General features: G+C 48.7%; 13 protein-coding genes and 1 tRNA gene. 4 read left to right on the forward strand and 10 right to left on the reverse strand.

Annotated features, from left to right (window positions below; translation table 11 throughout):
- Window positions 1-2: 2 nt before the first annotated feature.
- The 4 genes from ACJ9N4_RS03160 to ACJ9N4_RS03175 are packed head-to-tail and all read right to left on the reverse strand — an operon-like array spanning window position 3 to window position 5,029.
- Window positions 3-2,165, reverse strand: a complete 2,163-nt coding sequence (locus ACJ9N4_RS03160) for an isocitrate/isopropylmalate family dehydrogenase (RefSeq protein ID WP_411500232.1) — start codon at window positions 2,163-2,165, stop codon at window positions 3-5.
- Window positions 2,162-2,878, reverse strand: a complete 717-nt coding sequence (locus ACJ9N4_RS03165) for an alpha/beta fold hydrolase (protein WP_182271931.1) — start codon at window positions 2,876-2,878, stop codon at window positions 2,162-2,164. Before ACJ9N4_RS03165 ends, ACJ9N4_RS03160 begins: the two co-directional genes overlap by 4 nt.
- Window positions 2,875-3,816: a 3-hydroxy-3-methylglutaryl-CoA lyase gene (locus ACJ9N4_RS03170; protein ID WP_182271932.1), complete on the reverse strand. Its 942-nt coding sequence runs from the start codon at window positions 3,814-3,816 to the stop codon at window positions 2,875-2,877. The genes ACJ9N4_RS03165 and ACJ9N4_RS03170 overlap by 4 nt, the downstream gene beginning before the upstream one ends.
- Window positions 3,809-5,029 carry a multidrug effflux MFS transporter gene (locus ACJ9N4_RS03175; protein WP_230857805.1) on the reverse strand — a complete coding sequence of 407 codons (1,221 nt, stop codon included), beginning with the start codon at window positions 5,027-5,029 and terminating at the stop codon, window positions 3,809-3,811. The genes ACJ9N4_RS03170 and ACJ9N4_RS03175 overlap by 8 nt, the downstream gene beginning before the upstream one ends.
- Window positions 5,030-5,742: 713 nt before the next feature.
- On the opposite strand from ACJ9N4_RS03175, the gene shiA reads away from it, so the two are divergent.
- From shiA to ACJ9N4_RS03190, 3 genes are all read left to right on the forward strand, one after another.
- On the forward strand, window positions 5,743-7,056 hold the full coding sequence (gene shiA, locus ACJ9N4_RS03180) for a shikimate transporter (RefSeq protein ID WP_182919827.1): 1,314 nt from the start codon (window positions 5,743-5,745) through the stop codon (window positions 7,054-7,056).
- Between the two features lie 76 nt (window positions 7,057-7,132).
- Window positions 7,133-8,587, forward strand: coding sequence for an AMP nucleosidase (locus ACJ9N4_RS03185; RefSeq protein ID WP_182271934.1), 1,455 nt, complete (start codon window positions 7,133-7,135; stop codon window positions 8,585-8,587).
- Window positions 8,588-8,604: 17 nt separating this feature from the next.
- Window positions 8,605-10,377: an aminopeptidase P family protein gene (locus ACJ9N4_RS03190; RefSeq protein WP_182919826.1), complete on the forward strand. Its 1,773-nt coding sequence runs from the start codon at window positions 8,605-8,607 to the stop codon at window positions 10,375-10,377.
- Window positions 10,378-10,556: 179 nt separating this feature from the next.
- Here ACJ9N4_RS03190 and ACJ9N4_RS03195 read toward each other — a convergent pair whose 3' ends face one another.
- The 5 genes from ACJ9N4_RS03195 to ACJ9N4_RS03215 all read right to left on the reverse strand — a co-directional run bounded on the left by ACJ9N4_RS03195 (window position 10,557) and on the right by ACJ9N4_RS03215 (window position 18,109).
- Window positions 10,557-11,702 carry an anaerobic sulfatase maturase gene (locus tag ACJ9N4_RS03195; protein ID WP_395123032.1) on the reverse strand — a complete coding sequence of 382 codons (1,146 nt, stop codon included), beginning with the start codon at window positions 11,700-11,702 and terminating at the stop codon, window positions 10,557-10,559.
- A gap of 274 nt (window positions 11,703-11,976) precedes the next feature.
- Window positions 11,977-13,587, reverse strand: coding sequence for a bifunctional metallophosphatase/5'-nucleotidase (locus ACJ9N4_RS03200; RefSeq protein ID WP_182919825.1), 1,611 nt, complete (start codon window positions 13,585-13,587; stop codon window positions 11,977-11,979).
- A 136-nt stretch (window positions 13,588-13,723) separates the two neighbouring features.
- Complete coding sequence (locus tag ACJ9N4_RS03205) at window positions 13,724-14,605, reverse strand: nucleoside-specific channel-forming protein Tsx (RefSeq protein WP_182271937.1); 882 nt, start codon at window positions 14,603-14,605, stop codon at window positions 13,724-13,726.
- Window positions 14,606-14,779: 174 nt separating this feature from the next.
- On the reverse strand, window positions 14,780-16,333 hold the full coding sequence (locus tag ACJ9N4_RS03210; protein WP_232105481.1) for a bifunctional metallophosphatase/5'-nucleotidase: 1,554 nt from the start codon (window positions 16,331-16,333) through the stop codon (window positions 14,780-14,782).
- 219 nt (window positions 16,334-16,552) lie between these two features.
- Window positions 16,553-18,109, reverse strand: coding sequence for a bifunctional metallophosphatase/5'-nucleotidase (locus tag ACJ9N4_RS03215; protein ID WP_182919823.1), 1,557 nt, complete (start codon window positions 18,107-18,109; stop codon window positions 16,553-16,555).
- A gap of 132 nt (window positions 18,110-18,241) precedes the next feature.
- Here ACJ9N4_RS03215 and ACJ9N4_RS03220 point away from each other — a divergent pair, with 132 nt between their 5' ends.
- Window positions 18,242-19,378, forward strand: coding sequence for a cytoplasmic protein (locus ACJ9N4_RS03220; protein ID WP_182919822.1), 1,137 nt, complete (start codon window positions 18,242-18,244; stop codon window positions 19,376-19,378).
- Window positions 19,379-19,545: 167 nt separating this feature from the next.
- Here the strand turns inward: ACJ9N4_RS03220 and ACJ9N4_RS03225 are convergent.
- Window positions 19,546-19,621 (reverse strand) — tRNA-Asn (locus ACJ9N4_RS03225).
- Window positions 19,622-19,653 lie beyond the last annotated feature (32 nt).

Below are 19,653 nucleotides of genomic sequence, written 5' to 3' on the forward strand. Positions count from 1 at the left end.
TTTTATCCATTTTGCGTTGTCAGCGTTTTCAATACGCACCAGGCGGCGTATTCCGGGAGGTTCTGCGCCAGAAGTGCTCTGTTCATCGGGAAAGTCATCTGATGCGTTTTGCCATCCTGATGGCGAACCGACATCGTCATCTGCCCCAGGCGTTCACCGCTACTCAGAAGATCGGTCAGCGAGGGGGCGACCGTAACGTCAATTTGCACCGGAGATTCACCCCGCCGGGAGCGGCACTCTGCAGGCAAGTATGTAGAGAGTTCGGCATCTGACGTTTGCCAGCGTACGCTGCACGCGTCCTGCAAAATTTCGCCTGCCGTTTTATTACGTTTGCTGACCAGATAAGGGCGCAAGGCGAGATCCAGGCTTTGCCTTACCGGCAACGGTAAAGGGCTATGCTCAGGCGTCTCAATCTGCACAATCACATAAGGGCTTTTCCATAAAAAATGCACATCCCAGGCGGAAGACGTGACTAAGGCATTGACGATGGAACCCACTTCGCTTTCACTGATCCCAATAAGCGTCCAGCTGTGTTTTTTCCTTTCAGGCTCACGTGTCCCTTTGTCTGATAACGCATCATCCAGCATCGGCAAGGCCTGAGAAGGCGGCCCCGGCAGAACAACCAGCCGGCTTCCCGCGACGTGGGCGCAAAATCCAGGTGCTGTCCCGAAGGCGTTATCCAGTACGGTCGTCCCTTCAGGGAAACGCGCCTGAAGGCGGTTTGAAGGATCGTTTTTCACCCCAAACGCCCTGAGCTGTGTCTGAATGGTCTCCCACACCCCCTCGTCGTGAACAAGCGGTTTGCCGATGGCGTGTGCCACCGCTTCGCGGGTTTTATCGTCGGAAGTGGGACCAAGCCCACCACAAATAACAATCAGATCGTCCTGACCGATGCGTGAGGTAACGAGTGAGCTAATCTGCGAAAGATTATCTGCACAGGCCGCCTGAAATCTCACCTGATACCGTGATTTTTCAAGACGCTGGCTAATATGCTGCTGATTGCTGTTAACGTATTGCCCTGACAGGAGTTCATCGCCAATGGTGATAACGCTGGCGGTTTTACTAATGACTGGCTGGGTCAGTTCACGGAGGATCGCCTGCGCCATCTCGTCGGTCGTCGCCGTACCGCCTAAATCGTAGGTGGCAACCTTCCCGTCCCGAATAACGCGATCGACAACCTGCTGCAGTTTTTCCGCCTGCGGCCCAAAGCCCAGGTATTCCAGCATCAGAGCGATGGTGTAAAACATGGCGCACGGGTTGGCTTTCCCCTTCCCGGCCATCCCCGGCGCACTACCGTGTACGGGTTCAAAGTAAGCCACCTGACTACCGATATTGGCGCTGGGTGCCAGGCCAAGCCCTCCCATCACGCCTGCCGCCAGATCGGACAAAATATCACCGAACATATTTTCAGCGACAATCACACCAAACTCATGGGGCTTACGTACCAGCCAGAGGGCAATCGCATCCACATTGTGGATGTCCGCCGTGATATCCGGAAAACGGGCGGCTACCTGATGGAAAATCGTTGCCGCAAAATGGCCACTCTCACGCATCACATTCGGTTTATCCGCAAAAGTGACGCGGGTAAAATGGTGTTTGCGCGCATAGTCAAAGGCTGTCTGAAACAGGCGCTCCAGCCCATAGCGGGTTTGCAACCGCACGGACCAGGCCGCCTCTTCCGGGCCATACTTTTCAAGATTCGGGTGTTTAAGCCAGCCAGCAACCTCTGGCCCCACGCCTTTAAAATCCATCCCCGCGTACAACCCTTCGGTGTTTTCGCGGATCACGCAGCAGCGGAAGGGACGGCGATCGCCGGACACATATTTCACCGGGCGGATATTGGCATACAGCCCCAGCTTCTGACGCAGTTGAATCACCGGGGAAACATACTCAATCGCTTGCTGTTGCAGCGACAAAGGCAATGCCTGTTGAGCCTGTACTTTTCCCTTACTGGTGATTGCCCCCAGAAGCACCGCGTCCGCATGGGCAATCTGTTCCCAGGTTCGGGCAGGCACAGGGTTGCCTTCCCGCTCCCAGCACGTCCAGCCTATCTCGCCAAACGTCAGAGTAATGGGAAGCCCCATCGCGCTAATGACGGGTAACGCCGCTTCGCAGACTTCCTGACCAATGCCATCCCCCGGTAAAACCAGCACATTTTTTTTCATAAGGTTGCAATCCATTCGTTTAGCAGGCTGTTCATCGCGATGGGGTTATCATTCCACGGACGCATACCGGCTCCCGGAATACGTTTGTAAGTGTGCAGAGGACGGTGGCTATGGGTTTGGTTTTCCCATGAAGCCAGCTGGGATTTTTCACCCACAATCGCAAGGTATTTCCCGTCATAACGGGCGATGTCGGCACGGGCATCCATCTTCAGCAACAGTGAGAATCCCGTTAACATTCGCTGGATCGCGGACATTTTCCCGGCATCCGGCAGCGTAAATGTGGCCTCCGGGGCTGGCTGGCCTTCCGGTAAAACATAGTGATGCAGGACATCCACCGCGGGCCCAAGCTCACCTTTTTCGAGCATTGAAACCAGGCGCACCAGGCGTGTGGTTAATTTTTCGTCCGCAAAGCCTGGCGCACTGACGGTGACGACCCCGCTCACCCCACGCAAATGGGGTGCCAGCATCTGCGCTAATGTGCCCGCCATTGCAAACCCCACCAGCAGCCAGGGGCGTTGAGAGCGGGAGTTCAGCGTCTGACAAAGACTCTCTATTGCGCTCTGTGGATCATCACGTTCAATCAGGCTCAATGTGTCGATGACCGTAACCGAATATCCCTTTTGTTCCAGCAACGTCACCAGCGGGGCACAAAACGCACCACCGTCCCAGACGGGCATCACCGGTGCCAGAATGACTGCGTCCTGCGTTTTCATGCCGCCGTCTCCGTGATGACGCTATCGATGGCGCTGAATGTGTTCTCTCTGGCTTCCGACAGTTTCTCTTCAATCATTTTCCGGTGATCCACGCTCAGGTTTTTCACCCCCAGGATCATGTCGACCACGCTACGGTGCGAGGCGTTATAGCAGGCCTCAGACTCAAGCTGATGAACCTGGTTGAAGATCCATTCCGTTTGATAACGCTCTTGACCTTCATCGAAATTGCACAGCGACAGCCAGGTTTCCAGGGCCAGATTCCCCGCCCCTTTTCCCATACCGGTGAGTGAACTGTCGATAAAGGTCGCCCCGGCTTTAACAGCTTCAATGGAATTTGCCATTGCCAGACCCAGGTTATCGTGCGCGTGGAAACCCACCTCCAGACGGGTGGTACATTTAAGGATGTTCACCAGACGAGCCGTCTGTTCAGGCCGCAGGCTACCGTTAGAATCCGCAATATAGATAATATCGGCCCCGGCCTTCTCGCATTGCGCCGCAACCTCGACAAGCGTTTTCGCGTTAATTTGACTGGCACGGGTAAAGTTCATGCTGACGCTCAGGCCATTTTTTTTCGCGAACTCACATAGCGCCAGCGCGGGTTGTGGATTATCGGTTTTAATACAAATACGAAGCATCGCCACACCCAGCATTTTCATGCTGATGATATCTTCCTGGTCAATATTGTGTGGGTGCGCAATAACCACTAATTTGGCTTCAGGTACCGCATTGTGGATCTGCTGGATATAACTATCGCAAGACATTCCTGTCATCCCAATATCGGGAATAGGTTTAAATGAACCGTTCCGGTAACCAATTTCAATCCATTCCACACCGCTGTCTACCAGAGCCCGGACATGCTTAATGGCGTAATCTGTCGGGAAATGAAAGTTGTTCTGATAACCGCCATCCCGCAATGTGACATCTATATTATTAATCATTGATATTACTCTCTTTGTTGGAGACAAATTCCATAAATCCAGATTGACCAAAAACATAAACGAGGAAACCGAGCACGCAGACGCAGGCAATAATGAATGCCGTCATGCCAGGCGCATGAGCTGAAAGTTTCCCAATCAGGAAGGTTGCGATGGCTGCACTACCGAGCTGTAATGCGCCCATTACGCCAGAGGCGGTACCGGATGCCTGTGGGTGTGCAGCAATGGCCGAAGCCGTGCCCAATGGAAGCAGAAAACCGTTACCGAAGGTCAGAATTGAGATGGTGATAATACTGGTCAGCAGCGGTACAGGGCTCAGGTACATCTGCAGGGCAAAAATGATGCCGCCCACAACAAAAATGCGATATCCCTGGCGAATCGTTTCTTCAATACCCACGCTGCGGGAGCGTTTTTTGGCAGTAAGATTTCCGGCCACATAGCTCACGGAAAGTAAAATATAGGTGTAACCCACATAAACCGGCGAAAGCCCCAGTCTGCCAAGCATAAACGGTGACTCGACGATATAAGCAAAGTAGGCCGCATAGGCAAAACAAGGAATGGCTGCGTAAAAAAGAAATTGTTTATTTCGTAGCACGTTAACGGTACTTACGGCTGCCGCCAGTACGCTCAGCTTTTGCCTTTTTTCGACGGGTAATGTCTCGCGCAGTGCAGAGAAACACAGCACCAGAGTCATGATGATAAATAAGGTTAAAAAGATAAAACAGGCCCGCCAGCCGAAGTGTTGAGTCAAAATACCACCTATCATCGGGGCAATCGCCGGTGACATCCCCACGAACGGGAAGATCACCAGATACAGCTGTGCCGACGATTTTTTATCCATCATGTCATTGATGATGGCGCGGCTGATGGTAATACCGGCGCAGGAGCCAATCCCCTGGAAAAGACGCAAAATAAGCAATTCGTTGATATGCGTTGAGTAAATAACGCCAACCGTAGAAACCAGCCAGATCAATAGCCCTGCGATGAGCGTTTTCTTTCTGCCAAGACAGTCGCTTAGCGGGCCATAAACCAGTTGCGAAAATGCCACACCAAATAAAAACAGGGCGATGGCATCCTGTATTTGTGCCTCCGTAACTTTATAGAATAATTGCATTTCGCCAAGAGCGGGCAAAAATATATCAGTAGAAATTAACCCGCCAACAGAAAGGCACGCGATTAATACCACCAGGGGCATGGGCAAAGTTTTATTCATCATCGTTTTAACCATAAATCGGGGTTTCACAAATCTAGCGAAATAACATCACGATGAGAACAATGAATAGCTAAACAGACTGTTGCATATTAGTAAACGCACAACGCAACGCCTTGCCATACCTGACAAATTTGCGAACACCCGGTCATAAAGCAGACTGATTATTGAATACGGGATATTTACCTCTTCGTTTTAAGAGAGTAATGTTTCTGCGTCGACATGAGAGGTAATGTGTCGACAAGTGCTATTTTCATCATTATTTGATTACTCATATTGAATAATCAATTTATTAACTCCGGCATGGCTGGTTTTATTTTTTGATGAATCAGGAGGGGGATCTACGTCATTTTCCTGAATGCTCCAGTAAAATGACCGATGTTCTGTATTAACCGGATTTACCGTGAACGGTTTGCCCGGTGAGCGTCAAGAACTCTATGTGGGTTGTCATTGACCGCCAGTTTTCAGGGTAATCAGGCAAACCACAGGAGTGTGTAAGCTCTGACATGTTTGCCTCTGCCCGACGCAGAGGCTTTTTTTATCTGCCATCAACACTATCTCTTCTTATTCAGGTGTTTTCTAACACCATTGGGAAATAAAATCATTTTCCTCTCACCGTCTGCCGCGGTAGTCTCATTGTTCCCGTCAAATTTGACGGGAGTAAGGTGAGCAACCTTTCCCAATACCAATAATTAAAAATCAGTACAGACAGGACAACTATGGAATCCACTCTCATCTCCGCACGATCCAACGAGGAGACACCTTCGCTCAATCGCGCCCGCCGCGCAGCACTCGGCAGTTTCGCGGGAGCCGTCGTCGACTGGTATGATTTTCTGCTCTACGGCATCACCGCCGCACTGGTGTTTAACCGTGAATTCTTCCCCCAGATCGGCCCCGCAATGGGTACCCTTGCCGCGTTCGCAACGTTTGGTGTAGGTTTCCTTTTTCGTCCGCTGGGTGGCGTGATATTCGGCCACTTTGGTGACCGCCTTGGCCGCAAACGCATGCTGATGCTGACCGTCTGGATGATGGGTATTGCTACCGCACTCATCGGCGTTTTGCCCTCGTTTGCCTCCATTGGCTGGTGGGCACCGGTACTACTGGTAACGCTGCGCGCTATTCAGGGCTTCGCCGTGGGCGGGGAATGGGGTGGCGCGGCACTGTTATCTGTCGAAAGCGCGCCGAAAAACAAGAAAGCATTTTATAGCAGCGGCGTGCAGGTGGGTTACGGTGTTGGCCTGCTGCTCTCCACCGGCCTGGTGTCACTCATCAGCCAACTCACCACTGACGAACAGTTCCTGAGCTGGGGCTGGCGTATTCCGTTTATCTTCAGCGTTGTGCTGGTCATCGCCGCGCTGTGGATCCGCAACGGAATGGAAGAGTCCACAGAATTTGAACAGCAGCGGGAAAAGCCGGTCGCCAAAAAACGGCTTCCGGTGATGGACGCGCTGGTTCAACACCCTGGTGCGTTCCTGAAAATCATTGCCCTGCGCCTGTGTGAACTGCTGACGATGTATATCGTGACCGCCTTTGCCCTGAACTATTCAACGCAAAATCTCGGTCTGCCGCGTGAGTTATTTCTGAATATTGGGCTCCTGGTTGGCGGGATTAGCTGCCTGACCATCCCCTGCTTCGCCTGGCTTGCGGACAGATATGGACGTCGCCGTATTTACATCACCGGGGCCCTGATTGGCACGCTCAGCGCCTGGCCGTTCTTTATGGCGCTGGAGGCGCAATCGGTCTTCTGGATTGTCTTCTTTGCGATCATGCTGGCAAACATCGCGCACGATATGGTGGTGTGTGTGCAGCAACCGATGTTTACCGAACTGTTCGGCGCACGTTATCGCTACAGTGGGGCGGGCGTGGGATATCAGGTGGCAAGCGTGGTCGGCGGTGGGTTTACGCCGTTTATTGCCGCCGCGCTGGTCACGTTCTCGGGCGGCAACTGGCACAGCGTGGCGCTGTATCTGCTCGCAGGCTGCCTGCTGTCTGCCGCCACCGCGCTCTGGATGAAAGAGACAACTCACTCCTGATCTCCTCACTTTTGTTTCACAGGCGTGTGACATACTATCGGGTATAGCCGCACACCTGTGGAACAAGGAGACAGACATGAATAATAAGGGCTCCAGCCTGACCCCTGCTCAGGCACTGGAAAAACTTAATGCGCTGTATGAACAGTCCGTCAACGCATTACGCTGTGCTATCAGCGAGTATATCGAAACCGGAAAACTCCCCGACGATAAGGCCAGAAACCGTGGCCTTTTTGTTTACCCTTCACTCTCTGTGACCTGGGACGGCAGCGCCAGCAACACCCCGAAAACCCGTGCCTATGCGCGCTTTACCCACTCCGGCTGCTACAGCACTACGGTGACCCGCCCTGCACTGTTTCGTCCTTATCTCGAAGAACAGCTCACGCTGCTGTACCAGGATTACGGCGCGCACATTTCCGTTGAACCGTCACAGCATGAGATCCCGTATCCGTACGTGATTGACGGTTCAGCACTGACGCTCGACCGCTCCATGAGCGCGGGACTGACGCGCCACTTCCCGACCACCGAACTTTCGCAGATTGGTGATGAGACGGCTGACGGGGTTTATCACCCGGCAGAATTCTCCCCGTTGTCGCATTTCGATGCCCGCCGTGTGGATTTCTCCCTGGCACGTTTACGTCACTACACAGGCACGCCAGCCGAACATTTCCAGCCATTCGTGCTGTTCACCAACTACACCCGCTATGTTGACGAATTTGTCAGCTGGGGCTGTAGCCAAATCCTTGATCCGGACAGTCCTTATATTGCCCTCTCCTGCGCAGGCGGGATCTGGATCACTGCGGAAACGGAAGCCCCCGAGCAGGCCATTTCCGACCTCGCGTGGAAGAAACACCAGATGCCCGCCTGGCATCTGCTCACTGCCGATGGCCAGGGGATCACGCTGATTAACATCGGCGTTGGCCCGTCAAACGCCAAAACCATCTGCGACCATCTGGCGGTACTGCGCCCGGACGTCTGGCTGATGATTGGTCACTGTGGCGGCCTGCGTGAAAGCCAGCTGATTGGCGATTACGTGCTGGCCCACGCCTATCTGCGCGACGACCACGTACTGGATGCGGTACTTCCGCCAGATATCCCAATCCCGAGCATTGCGGAAGTGCAGCGTGCGCTGTACGACGCCACTAAAGAGGTAAGCGGCATGCAGGGTGTAGAGGTCAAACAGCGTCTGCGTACCGGAACCGTCGTCACCACCGATGACCGTAACTGGGAACTGCGCTACTCCGCCTCTGCGCTGCGTTTCAACCTGAGCCGCGCGGTCGCCATCGATATGGAAAGCGCCACTATCGCCGCGCAGGGTTATCGCTTCCGCGTGCCTTACGGTACGTTGCTGTGCGTTTCGGATAAACCGCTGCATGGCGAAATTAAGCTACCGGGTCAGGCCAATCGTTTCTACGAAGGCGCTATCTCCGAGCATCTGCAAATTGGTATTCGTGCCATTGATTTACTCCGGGCGGAGGGAGATAAGCTGCACTCCCGTAAGTTGCGTACCTTCAACGAGCCGCCATTCCGCTAATAATAAAAGGAAAAATAATGCACACCACATCACCGTTGTCCGCCCTGCGTCAGTGGCTGGAATCAAACCATCTTGACGGGATGATCGTCCCGCGCGCAGATGCCTGGCAGAGCGAGTACTGTGCACCGTACGACGAAAAACTGGCCTGGCTGACGGGCTTTGACGGTTCCGCCGGCCTGGCGCTGGTGTTGAAAGACAAAACCCTGCTTTTTGTCGATGGCCGCTACCAGGTTCAGGCGCGCGCTCAGGTCAATCTGGATGAGGTGGAGATCCACCATCTGCATAACGAACCGCTGGCCGGGTGGTTGCAAAACAACGTTGCAGCCGGTACGCGTATCGGTTTCGAAGCACTCCTGATGACCAATGCAGACTATACGCTGTTGACCGCGACGCCGTGCGAGCTGGTTCCTCTGAACCTGTCGCCGTTTGATCCATTATGGACTGACCGCCCTGCTGCACCCGCAGGGCTTATCCGCGAGATGCCGGTCGATATCAGCGGCGAAAGCAGTACCGACAAGCGTCAGCGCGTCGCCGCCGTGCTGGCTGAGTACGACGCTGATTACCTGGCCGTCACCCTGCCGGACAACATCGCCTGGCTGTTGAACGTACGCGGTTCTGACATCCCCTGTAGCCCGGTTCCGCTCTCCTTTGCTCTTCTCAGCCGTGACGGTAACGTGGAGTGGTTTGTTAACGACAACAAGCTCGGTACGTTACCCGATACCATGCGAAACGCGTTGAAACTTGCGCCACAGGATATGTTTATCGAACGCTGCCAGCAGCTTGCGCGAGGCAAACGCGTGCTGGTCGACGCCGATTCTGCCCCGGTAGCCCTGCGCTTTGCCATTGAGCCGCAAGGGGAAATTATCTGGCAAACCGACCCCATCACGCTGATGAAAGCCAGCAAAAACCCGGTAGAGCTGGCGGGATACCGTGAATGCCATCACCAGGACGGTGCGGCATGGGTCAATTTCCTTGCCTGGCTGAGCCGTGAAGTACCGCAGCGTGTGGCTGCAGGACAACCGTTGACGGAGCTGGAGGTTCAGGCGCAGCAACTCAGATTCCGCGAGCAGCAACCCGGTTTTATTGAGCAGAGCTTTGCGACCATTTCAGCATCATCAAGCAATGCTGCGATGTGCCACTACCACTCAAGCGAAGCAAGCAATAAAACCCTTGGTCATGACCATTTTTATCTCAATGATTCCGGTGGCCAGTACCATAACGGTACCACCGACGCCACGCGTACGCTGGCATGGGGTAAGGTCGATCCGCAGCAGCGTTTGCACTATACCGCCGTGCTGAGAGGCTTTTTGTCACTGATGACCCTGCAGTTCCCGTCCGGCAGTCAGGGGCATCAGCTGGATGCCTTTGCGCGTCGTCCGCTGTGGGAAATGGGGCTGGATTACGATCACGGTACGGGGCACGGTGTGGGGCATCAGTTGTTGATCCACGAGAACCCGCATCGGTTTGCCAAAAAGGTCAATCCGTGGCCTCTGGTGGCAGGCAATATCATGACCATCGAGCCGGGATACTACCAGGCGGAGAGTCATGGGATCCGTATTGAAAACCAGGTGGAAATTGTCGAATGCCGTCCGGGGTTCTGTAAGTTTGCGTCACTGACGCTGATCCCAATCGATTTGAGCCAGGTCGAGCTATCTCTTTTGAACGAGCAGGAAAAACAGTGGCTGGATGAGTATCACCTGCGGGTACGTGAAACATTGTCACCCCTGGTGGAGAGCGATGCCCGTCCGTGGCTGTTTGAGGCTACGGCACCGATTCATGTAAACCGGTAGGGATTGTGCTATCGGGTGGTGCCCTTTCCCACGGGAAAGAGTTATGGCCACCCTGCGGTGATGCCTGTCAGTTAAGCAGGGTATCCACCGCAATACCCCATTCACCATCTGTGAACGCGATAAGAGGGCCACTGCGCCCTCTTATCAATCCCCCGCAGTTCCACTGAAAGTTAAGCATGTCAGGCCAAATATTGGCGAATATCGGAAGGTGCATAGTTTTGTTCCCACAGTGCCCTCATCATCAACATATAGGGTTCAACATAAGTGAAAAAAGCTTGATAGCTTTCACAAAAATAATTGAGCTCCGGGACACCGCGTCGGGAAAGCACTATGCGATCTTTTGGGCAACCGCCGTGGCAGGCAAATTTCACTTTGCAACTTGCGCATTCTGCTACCAGTGGCAGCTTACTCTGCATAATCATTTGATTCGACACGCTTTCATGCAGCGTGGTTGTGATAGATTGATACTTATTACTTAGCGAGGATTGCGGATTAACAAAGCGATCGCACTGGCATAAATCATCATTTATTTTCGGCGAGAACACACTACCAGCGAATGATGCAAAGGCACAGTTCGATGCCGGTAACCCACACCACGCAGCGAAAGCGTGCTCAAAAATGGGAATTTTAATCGTTCCAATATCCAGGCGAATCCAGGTATAAAAAATCGTTTTCAAAAAAGTCCCCAATGCGGCGGGCGCAAGGCTTCGCGCATTCACACCACCCTGTGCAAGCGGTTCAAGTAAGGGGATAAACTGCATATGGTTGCTGCCAAGACTTTTCAGATAATGGTAGATCTGCAGTGGCTGCTGGCTACTTCTGGCGCTAATGACCGTTAGAGTATGAAATTCCACATCATGTTTTTGCAATAATCTCACAGCCTTCTCGACCGGGTGATTCATCGATTTCCCAGAAATCGTTTTGCGGAAATTATTGTACAGCGAAACATCGCCATCCACTGAAATACCAATCAGAAACTGATTTTTCCTGAAGAATTCACACCAGTCATCATCCAACAGAATGCCATTGGTAAGCAATGTGTTGAAAATATTTTTACCTTGTGCAAATTGCTGTTGTAGCGCAATAACTCGTTTAAAGAAATTAAGCCTGTCTGGCGTTAATTCAACGCCCTGCCAGGTAAAAATCACATCGTGTGATTCCTGAGCCTCAATTTTCTGACGAATAAATAGTTGAAGCATCGTATCATCCATGCAATATGCTTTGCATTCAGGGAGAAACTGTTCTTTATTGAGATAAAAGCAATCTGTACCATGTACATTACAGGATGAAGTAGAGATCTTCGCCATCATATGGCAACTTTTCATTATCGTTTTTCCTTTAGTCAGCGGCGCTATGGCAAAAAGAGGCTGCTGTATATTAGCGGGCGAATAAAACAAATTGAATGATAAAGCAAACACGCAATTTTATAATTAACAGAAGTAAACCTCATAGACAAAACCTTTACCTGTATGTTTCACATTAAATACTCATGAAATATTGCACCACAATTTAGTTCCCGAGTACATTATTTTATTTTCACAATGATCAGAAAAATGATGCAACCTCTAAAATAGATTGCATCATCAAAATTAACACTAATTATTTAACTGCTTCAACCCGCATTTCATTAATCTGTGCAGGAACGATTTTGTGCCCTGATTTCAGATAATCAATCACGACATCGGACATATTATTACCGGCGCGAACTTGTACATTCTTCCCTTTTTTAAATGCCAGGAAACCATCTCCCCCTAAAGCAAGGAATGTCGTCGTTGCAACATGATAAGTCTCCGTATCTGCAATCTCTTTGCCATTAATTGTGAAAGAAACCATGCGCTGCCCTACTGGTTTCTGCGGCATATAGTGCATTTCAGCCCCCTTTGACATTTGCAGTATGCCATTCGTGAGTGATGCTCCATGTTCCATGAGATTACGCAGATCCTTACCACTGAGATCCATCTCCGTTAACTCATTTTTGAAGGGAAACGTACTGACAATGTCACCAAAGGTAATAGGGCCAGCATTGATATCAGCACGTAAACTGCCGGAATTAATCAGCGCAATTTGTGCATTCGGCGCAGCGACAAGCATTGCATCCGTAAACAGGTTGCCAAGTTGTGAGGATTCACCGTAGGCACGGGTTAACGTGGAAGGCGATACACCCACTGGCTGACGCACGATATCCGCGAGTTTTTGATTCCATCCATCGATAACTTTCTGTGTTACTGGATCAGGTTTCCACTCATCGGCGTAAAGCGTTTTCAGCTCGAAGTTTTTCACTTCATGTGTATGGGTTGCAGGGTTAACGTCGAGTACCAATTTACCCACGTCGATACCACCACTGTCAGTAGAAAGGATTAACGTATTCCCCACCTTGATTGGTTCTGGTGTTCCTACGTGAGCGTGCCCGGTGATGAGAATATCAAGCCCTTTGACCTGACTTGCGGTCTGAATATCTTTATCCAGCGCACGTCTGACATCTGTATTACCAATACTGGACTGGCGTGCCGGAACACCTTCATGAATGAGTGCGACCGTGATGTCAACTTTACCCCGCAGCTCATCCAGATAGTGTTGCAGATATTTCACCTCATCGCGTGCCTCAATCCCCTGATCCTTGAGGGCTGCGGCTGATTTATCGAAGCGGTTGTTTTTATCATTATCGAGTCCCTGGAGCGAGAGCTCTGAAACCGTGTCATTAAACGCAAACACACCGTGTAACCCAATAACACCAATTTTTACGCCATCCTTTTCCAGAATGGTATACGGTTTGTTCCAGAACGGTATCTCACTGTCCTTATGGAACACATTCCCTAACAGAACAGGGAAATTTGCCTTACTTAACTGACGTAAGAGATTATCCCAACCATGGTCGAACTCATGGTTACCGATTGATACAGCATCAAAGGGCATCGTGTTCATAATATCAATTATTGCCTGACCTTTTGTCAGACTGCTGATATATGGCCCGGTAAAATAATCTCCGGCATCAAAATAAAACGTAGCTTTATTTTTGACTTTTTCTTGTTTTACTAATGTAGTTATATTAGCGAATCCACCAATCGCACGTTTCCCATCGGCGACATAGGGTAGTTTGTAAGTATCAACATGAGCATGGAGATCATTGGTATAAATAATCGTGACATCTTTGGCACAAACCCAAATCGGTAGCGTCAACAAAATACCCGCAGCAATTATTTTTATCTTCATAATCAATTCCTTTAAGTTAGATGAAATCTATCACATCCGTTTAAGGGCTCATCTGGAGGCATGACCCCTTTCAATGTTTGTAGTCTAATCAACTAATGCTCAAATAACCGATGACAAGCCACGCAATGTTATTTATTCAAAAAATGTAACCAACAGTTAGATAATAGGCCCACCCCGTTGAATCTATAGAGGTGATATCCCCGCTGCTGTCAAATGCTTTACTGCCTTCCTCAAATTGTCCGCCATGATAGAAATAACGAAGCGTCGCGCCGTAGTTCCAGTGAGCATAAACTAAGCTGAGCACATTGGTGGAAACTATCGAGTTGTTTGTGCGGGAGTAAAATTGTTGCTCACCACCCGATTGTTCCTTTAAGTCTGAACCAAAGTCAAAATTAGTGAAACCTACGTAACTTAGCTTCCCGCCAAATACTGTAGTAAGAGGAATCACATATTTTAATTTAAAGCGATATCCATCCCACTCGTTTTCGTTGGCAGCATTGTAATTGTTTCCCTGATATTTAGCATAGATGTTTGCAGATAACGACATCGGTAGCCCGGTCTCAATATCAGTCCCCAACCCCATATACCAGGTACTCTGACGCTGTCCTTCGTTAGTACCCGCATCATAGATGTAGTTGTTGGCAAAATACCATTCTTTAAATGGACCAAAGCTTAAGTCGAGCCCCGTTAATTTATCGATACTAAAACGTGGTTCGATTTCCATAAAAAATGGAGAGCCATTATCCCAAATACCTATATCGTTATCATTCCCTAAACCGAAAAACTTAGGCAAATCAGCATAACCGTAGAAATCAAACCAATCTACATGCGTCCATGCTCGATATTCCGGATATAAATCAGATCTTTTTAGCGGCCCAAAGCGAGTGGAGTTACTGCCTACGATATTAATACTTTGATGCCACCAGTCCGACAGATATTCATTACTTCCAGAGTCTGCAAGCGTTACCATAGGTAACAACATAAGCGCGCCTGATAAAAGATAATTTTGTTTTTTCATAAAAAAATCCCTTCCACTGAGGTTTGTCAAAAAAAATACTATTCCTGTACTAAAAAACCATACATCTTCGCCAATATAAAATGACTATTGCATTTTCAATATGTTATTACGATATGATTGAGGGAAGTACCAACCACTCAATCATATCTGAAAGCATCTACTAATTTATTAAATCTATTTAGCCGCGCTTACATCAACGACTCTCATTTCAAGATCAGGTTTTAATGGGCTATGAGCCTTGACATAATCGATGATTGACTCAGCAGAACTGGTGCTGCTGATAGTTTTGACATTCGTTCCTTTTAAGAACGCGTCAAATCCATCCCCCCCCGTAGCACAAAATGAGTGTGTCGCAACCCGATATGTTTTTGCTGGATCTACAGGTTGGTTATTAATAGTGAATTTAATAATTCGTTCACCCAGAGGTTTGTTACTGTCATATTCAACATGAACGCTTTTTGACACTTGCAAAACCCCATTGGTGAGATTAGTTGCGTGAATCATTAAATTGGTGAGTTCCTTCCCGGTGAGATCCATTTCAACCAGTTCGTTATTAAATGGGAAGGCAGTGATTACATCACCATATTTTAAATTTCCTTTCGGAAAATCAGCACGCAATCCACCGCTGTTTTGTAATCCCACGACCGCGTCTGGCGCTTTAGCCATCATTGCGTCGATAACTAAATTACCAACAGGTGACGATTCACCATAGGAACGAGTAAATGACGTCGTTGTTGACCCAATAATCTGGTCAGTAATACTTTTCAGCTTAGCATTCCATTCATCAATTTTAGCCTGAACTTTTGGATCAGGTTTATATTCGTCAGCAAATACAGTGATTAGCTTACCGTTATAGCCATCAATTTTTTTAGTCTTAGGGTTAAAATCCAATACTAATTTACCGATATCAGTACCATACGCATCTGTTGAAACAACGAGTGTGTCATTGACTTTAATTGGATCTGGCGTACCCACATGGGCATGCCCTGTGATTAACACATCAATACCCTTAAATTTCTTTGCGGTATCGATATCAGCTTGCAGCATTCTGGCGACATCTTTATTTCCGTAGCTTGATTGACGCGCCGGTGTACCTTCGTGGATAAGTAGCACGGTGATATCAACTTTACCTTTTAATGCATCAAGCCCTTTTTGAATGTAAGGCACTTCATCACGAGCCTCTGAGCCAGCGTAAGCCTTAGCGGCAATAGTGTCATAAAATGCAAATTTGCCATGCACCCCAATTACGCCAATTTTTATGCCGTCTTTTTCGACAATCGTCCAGGGTTTATTCCAGACAGGTTTATCACTGCCAGTATAAAAAACGTTGCCCAGTAAAACCGGGAAGTTCGCTTTTGATAACTGCTTAACCATATTATCAACACCGTGATCAAATTCGTGGTTCCCCACCGACACAGCATCAAAAGGCATGGCATTCATTATATCAATGATTGCCTCACCTTTGGTCAGAGTGCTTAGATATGGGCCAGTAAAATAATCACCCGCATCGAAGAAAAATACATCTTTACTTTCTTTCCTGGCATCATTAACGATGGTCGCGATGTTAGCAAAACCGCCGACTGCGCGTTCTTTATCAACAGCTGGAATTTTCCCTGGAGAGACATGAGCATGTAAATCGTTGGTATAATAAATAGTCACATCCTTCGCACTAATTGGCGCAACTAACGCTGCGGATAAGCACAATGTAATCAGACTCAGTTTTGTCATTATTTTCATAACTAGTTTCCATTTGTTATATAAATTTTAATGATATTTCCCAAAGGGTTCATGTGAATACATGAACCCTTTTATCATTAACGGTTGAATCAATAACGCTCAAATGGCTAATGTTCTACCGCTTAATTTCAATTTTTTTATTAATTGACAGTCATTGATGCTGTTGTGATGAAGCCAGATGACTCTGTATCACTAAATAAAAGCCGGCCATTATTTTTTCACATCAGCAACACGCATACCTTTGATCTGTTCATCCGTAACGGAGTTACCTGCTTTGAAGTAATCGATCACAGCGTTAGAAACGTAGTAACCGCCTGTTGTATTACGCGCTTTACCCTCAGTAAACGTGGTGAACCCATCACCACCATCGGCAAGGAAGCTCTGGGTGGCAATGTGGTAGACGGTCGCATCCTCAATCGGTTTACCATTCAGCGTAAATACGACGACACGCTGGCCGATGGGTTTACTGCTGTCGTACTTCATTTCCAGGCCTTTAGATACCTGCAAGACGCCATTCGTTAAACTTGCACCGTGTTCCATCAAACTACGCAATTGTTGACCAGTGAGATCCATCGTAGCCAGTTCGTTAGGGAACGGGTACACGCTAATGACGCCACCCATGGTAATAGTGCCTGCCGGTATCTCAGTGCGGATACCACCTGAATTGGTTAAGGCCAGTTGTGTATTTTTACCTGCTGCCGCCAACAAAGCGTCTGCAGCCAGATTTCCCAGCGGAGCCGATTCGCCATAGGCGCGAGTCAATTCAACCGGCGATTGTCCTACTGTCTGTTGCACCACTTCATCAAGTTTCTTATTCCAGCTGTCGATCACCGACTTCGTATGTGGATCGGGTTTCCACTCATCGGCGTAAATGGTTTTCAGCTCAAAGTTTTTCACTGTGAAGTGATGCGGTTTCTCTTTATAGTCCAGTACCAGTTTCCCCACATCAATACCGCCGCTGTCGGTTGAGAGGATCAGCGTATTACCGACTTTAATCGGATCTGGTGTACCGACATGTGCATGTCCGGTAATCAGGATATCCAGCCCTTTAACCTGGCTTGCGGTCTTGATATCTTTATCCAGCGCACGACGGACATCGGTGCCCCCTATACTGGACTGACGGGCAGGCGTTCCTTCATGAACCAGCAGTACCGTCAAATCGACTTTACCTTTCAGTTCATCTAAATAGCGCTGTAACCACTTAATTTCGTCCCGTGCTTCAATACCTACGCGTGTCGCCGCAGAAACGGTATCATTAAAGGCGAACTTGCCATGTAAACCAATAACACCAATTTTCACGCCATCTTTTTCAATGATGGTATAAGGCTTGTCCCAGAATGTTTTGTCACTGTTCTGATAGAATATATTACCCTGTACAATGGGGAATTTTGCCTGGCTAAGTTGTAATAATGTATTGTCCCAGCCATGATCGAATTCATGATTTCCTATTGTGGCAGCATCAAACTGCATAGTATTCATGATATCAATTATAGCCTTTCCTTTTGTCAGGCTACTGATATATGGGCCGGTAAAATAATCACCCGCATCAAAGAACCATGTTGCTTTGTTTTTCGCTTTCTCCTCTTTTACCAGGGTAGTGATATTCGCCCAGCCACCGATATCTCGTTTACCGTCTGCAATATAGGGAACTTTATAAGGTTCCACATGAGCATGGAGATCATTGGTATAAATAATGGTGACATCCCTGGCGCAGACCCAAAATGGCAACGTCAGCAAAATACCCGCTGTAATCATTTTTAATTTCATAACGTGTTCCTTTCAGCCATATAAAGATTTGTTACTTTACGTTCTGAAAGGCTTTATTATGTGCGTCCGTTCACACAACCAACCAAGAGTTATACGGCAAAATTAGCGACCTCTTAAAATCGTTGGTGACTCATGTCGACTCTGTTTACAATTAATACCTGCAAAACGTTTGGTTGTCGCAATTTAGGGCGACCAACATCTTCAGATTACAGTTGGCCAGACTACAGGCTGGGATATCCTGCATTGCACTGCCGGGCATGTGGGAGTTATCCACCTCTGTTTGATGAGCAAAAATATAGTGAATGGTTGTCTGCTCACTTAACCTCATATGCCGCTGAAAGAGGTCTTTTTTGTCCTGTATGTTATTGCAAAGAAACGATTTGCTATGGCCATAACCCGCAGGGAACACAGCGCATCCAGTGCCGCGCCTGCAAAAAAGTCTGGACGCCAAAACAACAATTACGAAGAGAAATGGTATCACCAGAACGGATTGAAACGGTTTCTCTGATTGTGCCGTTCCAGGGAAACAGTGCGGAACAGAAACTGTATGTTCTGCTCAGTTTCGATGCCACTCGCGGTAATATTCTTCATCTCTCCACTAATTTTACTCAGCATCAGATCGGTGAAACCCTGCATTATCGCTGGAGAGGGAATATTGAACCTGATTTGCATCATAGTGATATTGTAAAGCGCGTTGATATGCGCGAGACGCAGTTTTTACGCCGGAGTCAGTTCGATGAAATTCAGTATGGAAGTGCGGTACTCAAACGTAACGCCAAAGGTGCGATTCTACGCCCGGTTATTGCGGCTCATGGGCATTTTCGGGTACTGAACATCCTTTTCCCTGAGGTAAAGACACATGTTATTTCACACGAATGCTTTCTTAGGGGAGCAACTATTACTGCCTGGGCAGAGTTATTTCGCCAACGACAAAGTGAACTTTGGTTTATAGAGGAGGATATAAGTGACAGTGATGATAATAAGCCCTGGTCTTTTCAGGGAACAACATATCATGGATGGTGGAAAAATCAGTGGCAACTCTGGATACAGGAAAAAAACCGTAAGATGGTTTGCTCACTGGCGGGTGGGGATAATAGCAATGCTCAAACACTCTCTTTAGCCGCCAGCAGGCTTTATATCCACTGGTTATACAAACAAACAACTTTTACCCACAGTGCCCAGTTATCAGCGGGACGCGTAACACAAATACTCCATTCCCTGGCACAGAGCTACAATTATGAACGTACAGTAACTCATTCAGGTGATTAATATCCGGCTGACCCGCCTTATTTCTCAGCGAACCGTGAGATCCCCTAAGCGCCCAAAAAACTATGGACGTCAAAAAACCCGGTTGTCCTTTTCAGGACAACCGGGTAAAAGATAAGTTCTTCTTTTTAATGTCTCCGGATCCACAGGGATATCCCGAAACTAAAATTTGGCTCCTCTGACTGGACTCGAACCAGTGACATACGGATTAACAGTCCGCCGTTCTACCGACTGAACTACAGAGGAATCGTGTGAACGGGGCGCATATTATCGATGCT

This window comes from Enterobacter sp. LM3 (assembly GCF_046622475.1).
GTDB lineage: Bacteria > Pseudomonadota > Gammaproteobacteria > Enterobacterales > Enterobacteriaceae > Enterobacter > Enterobacter cloacae_P.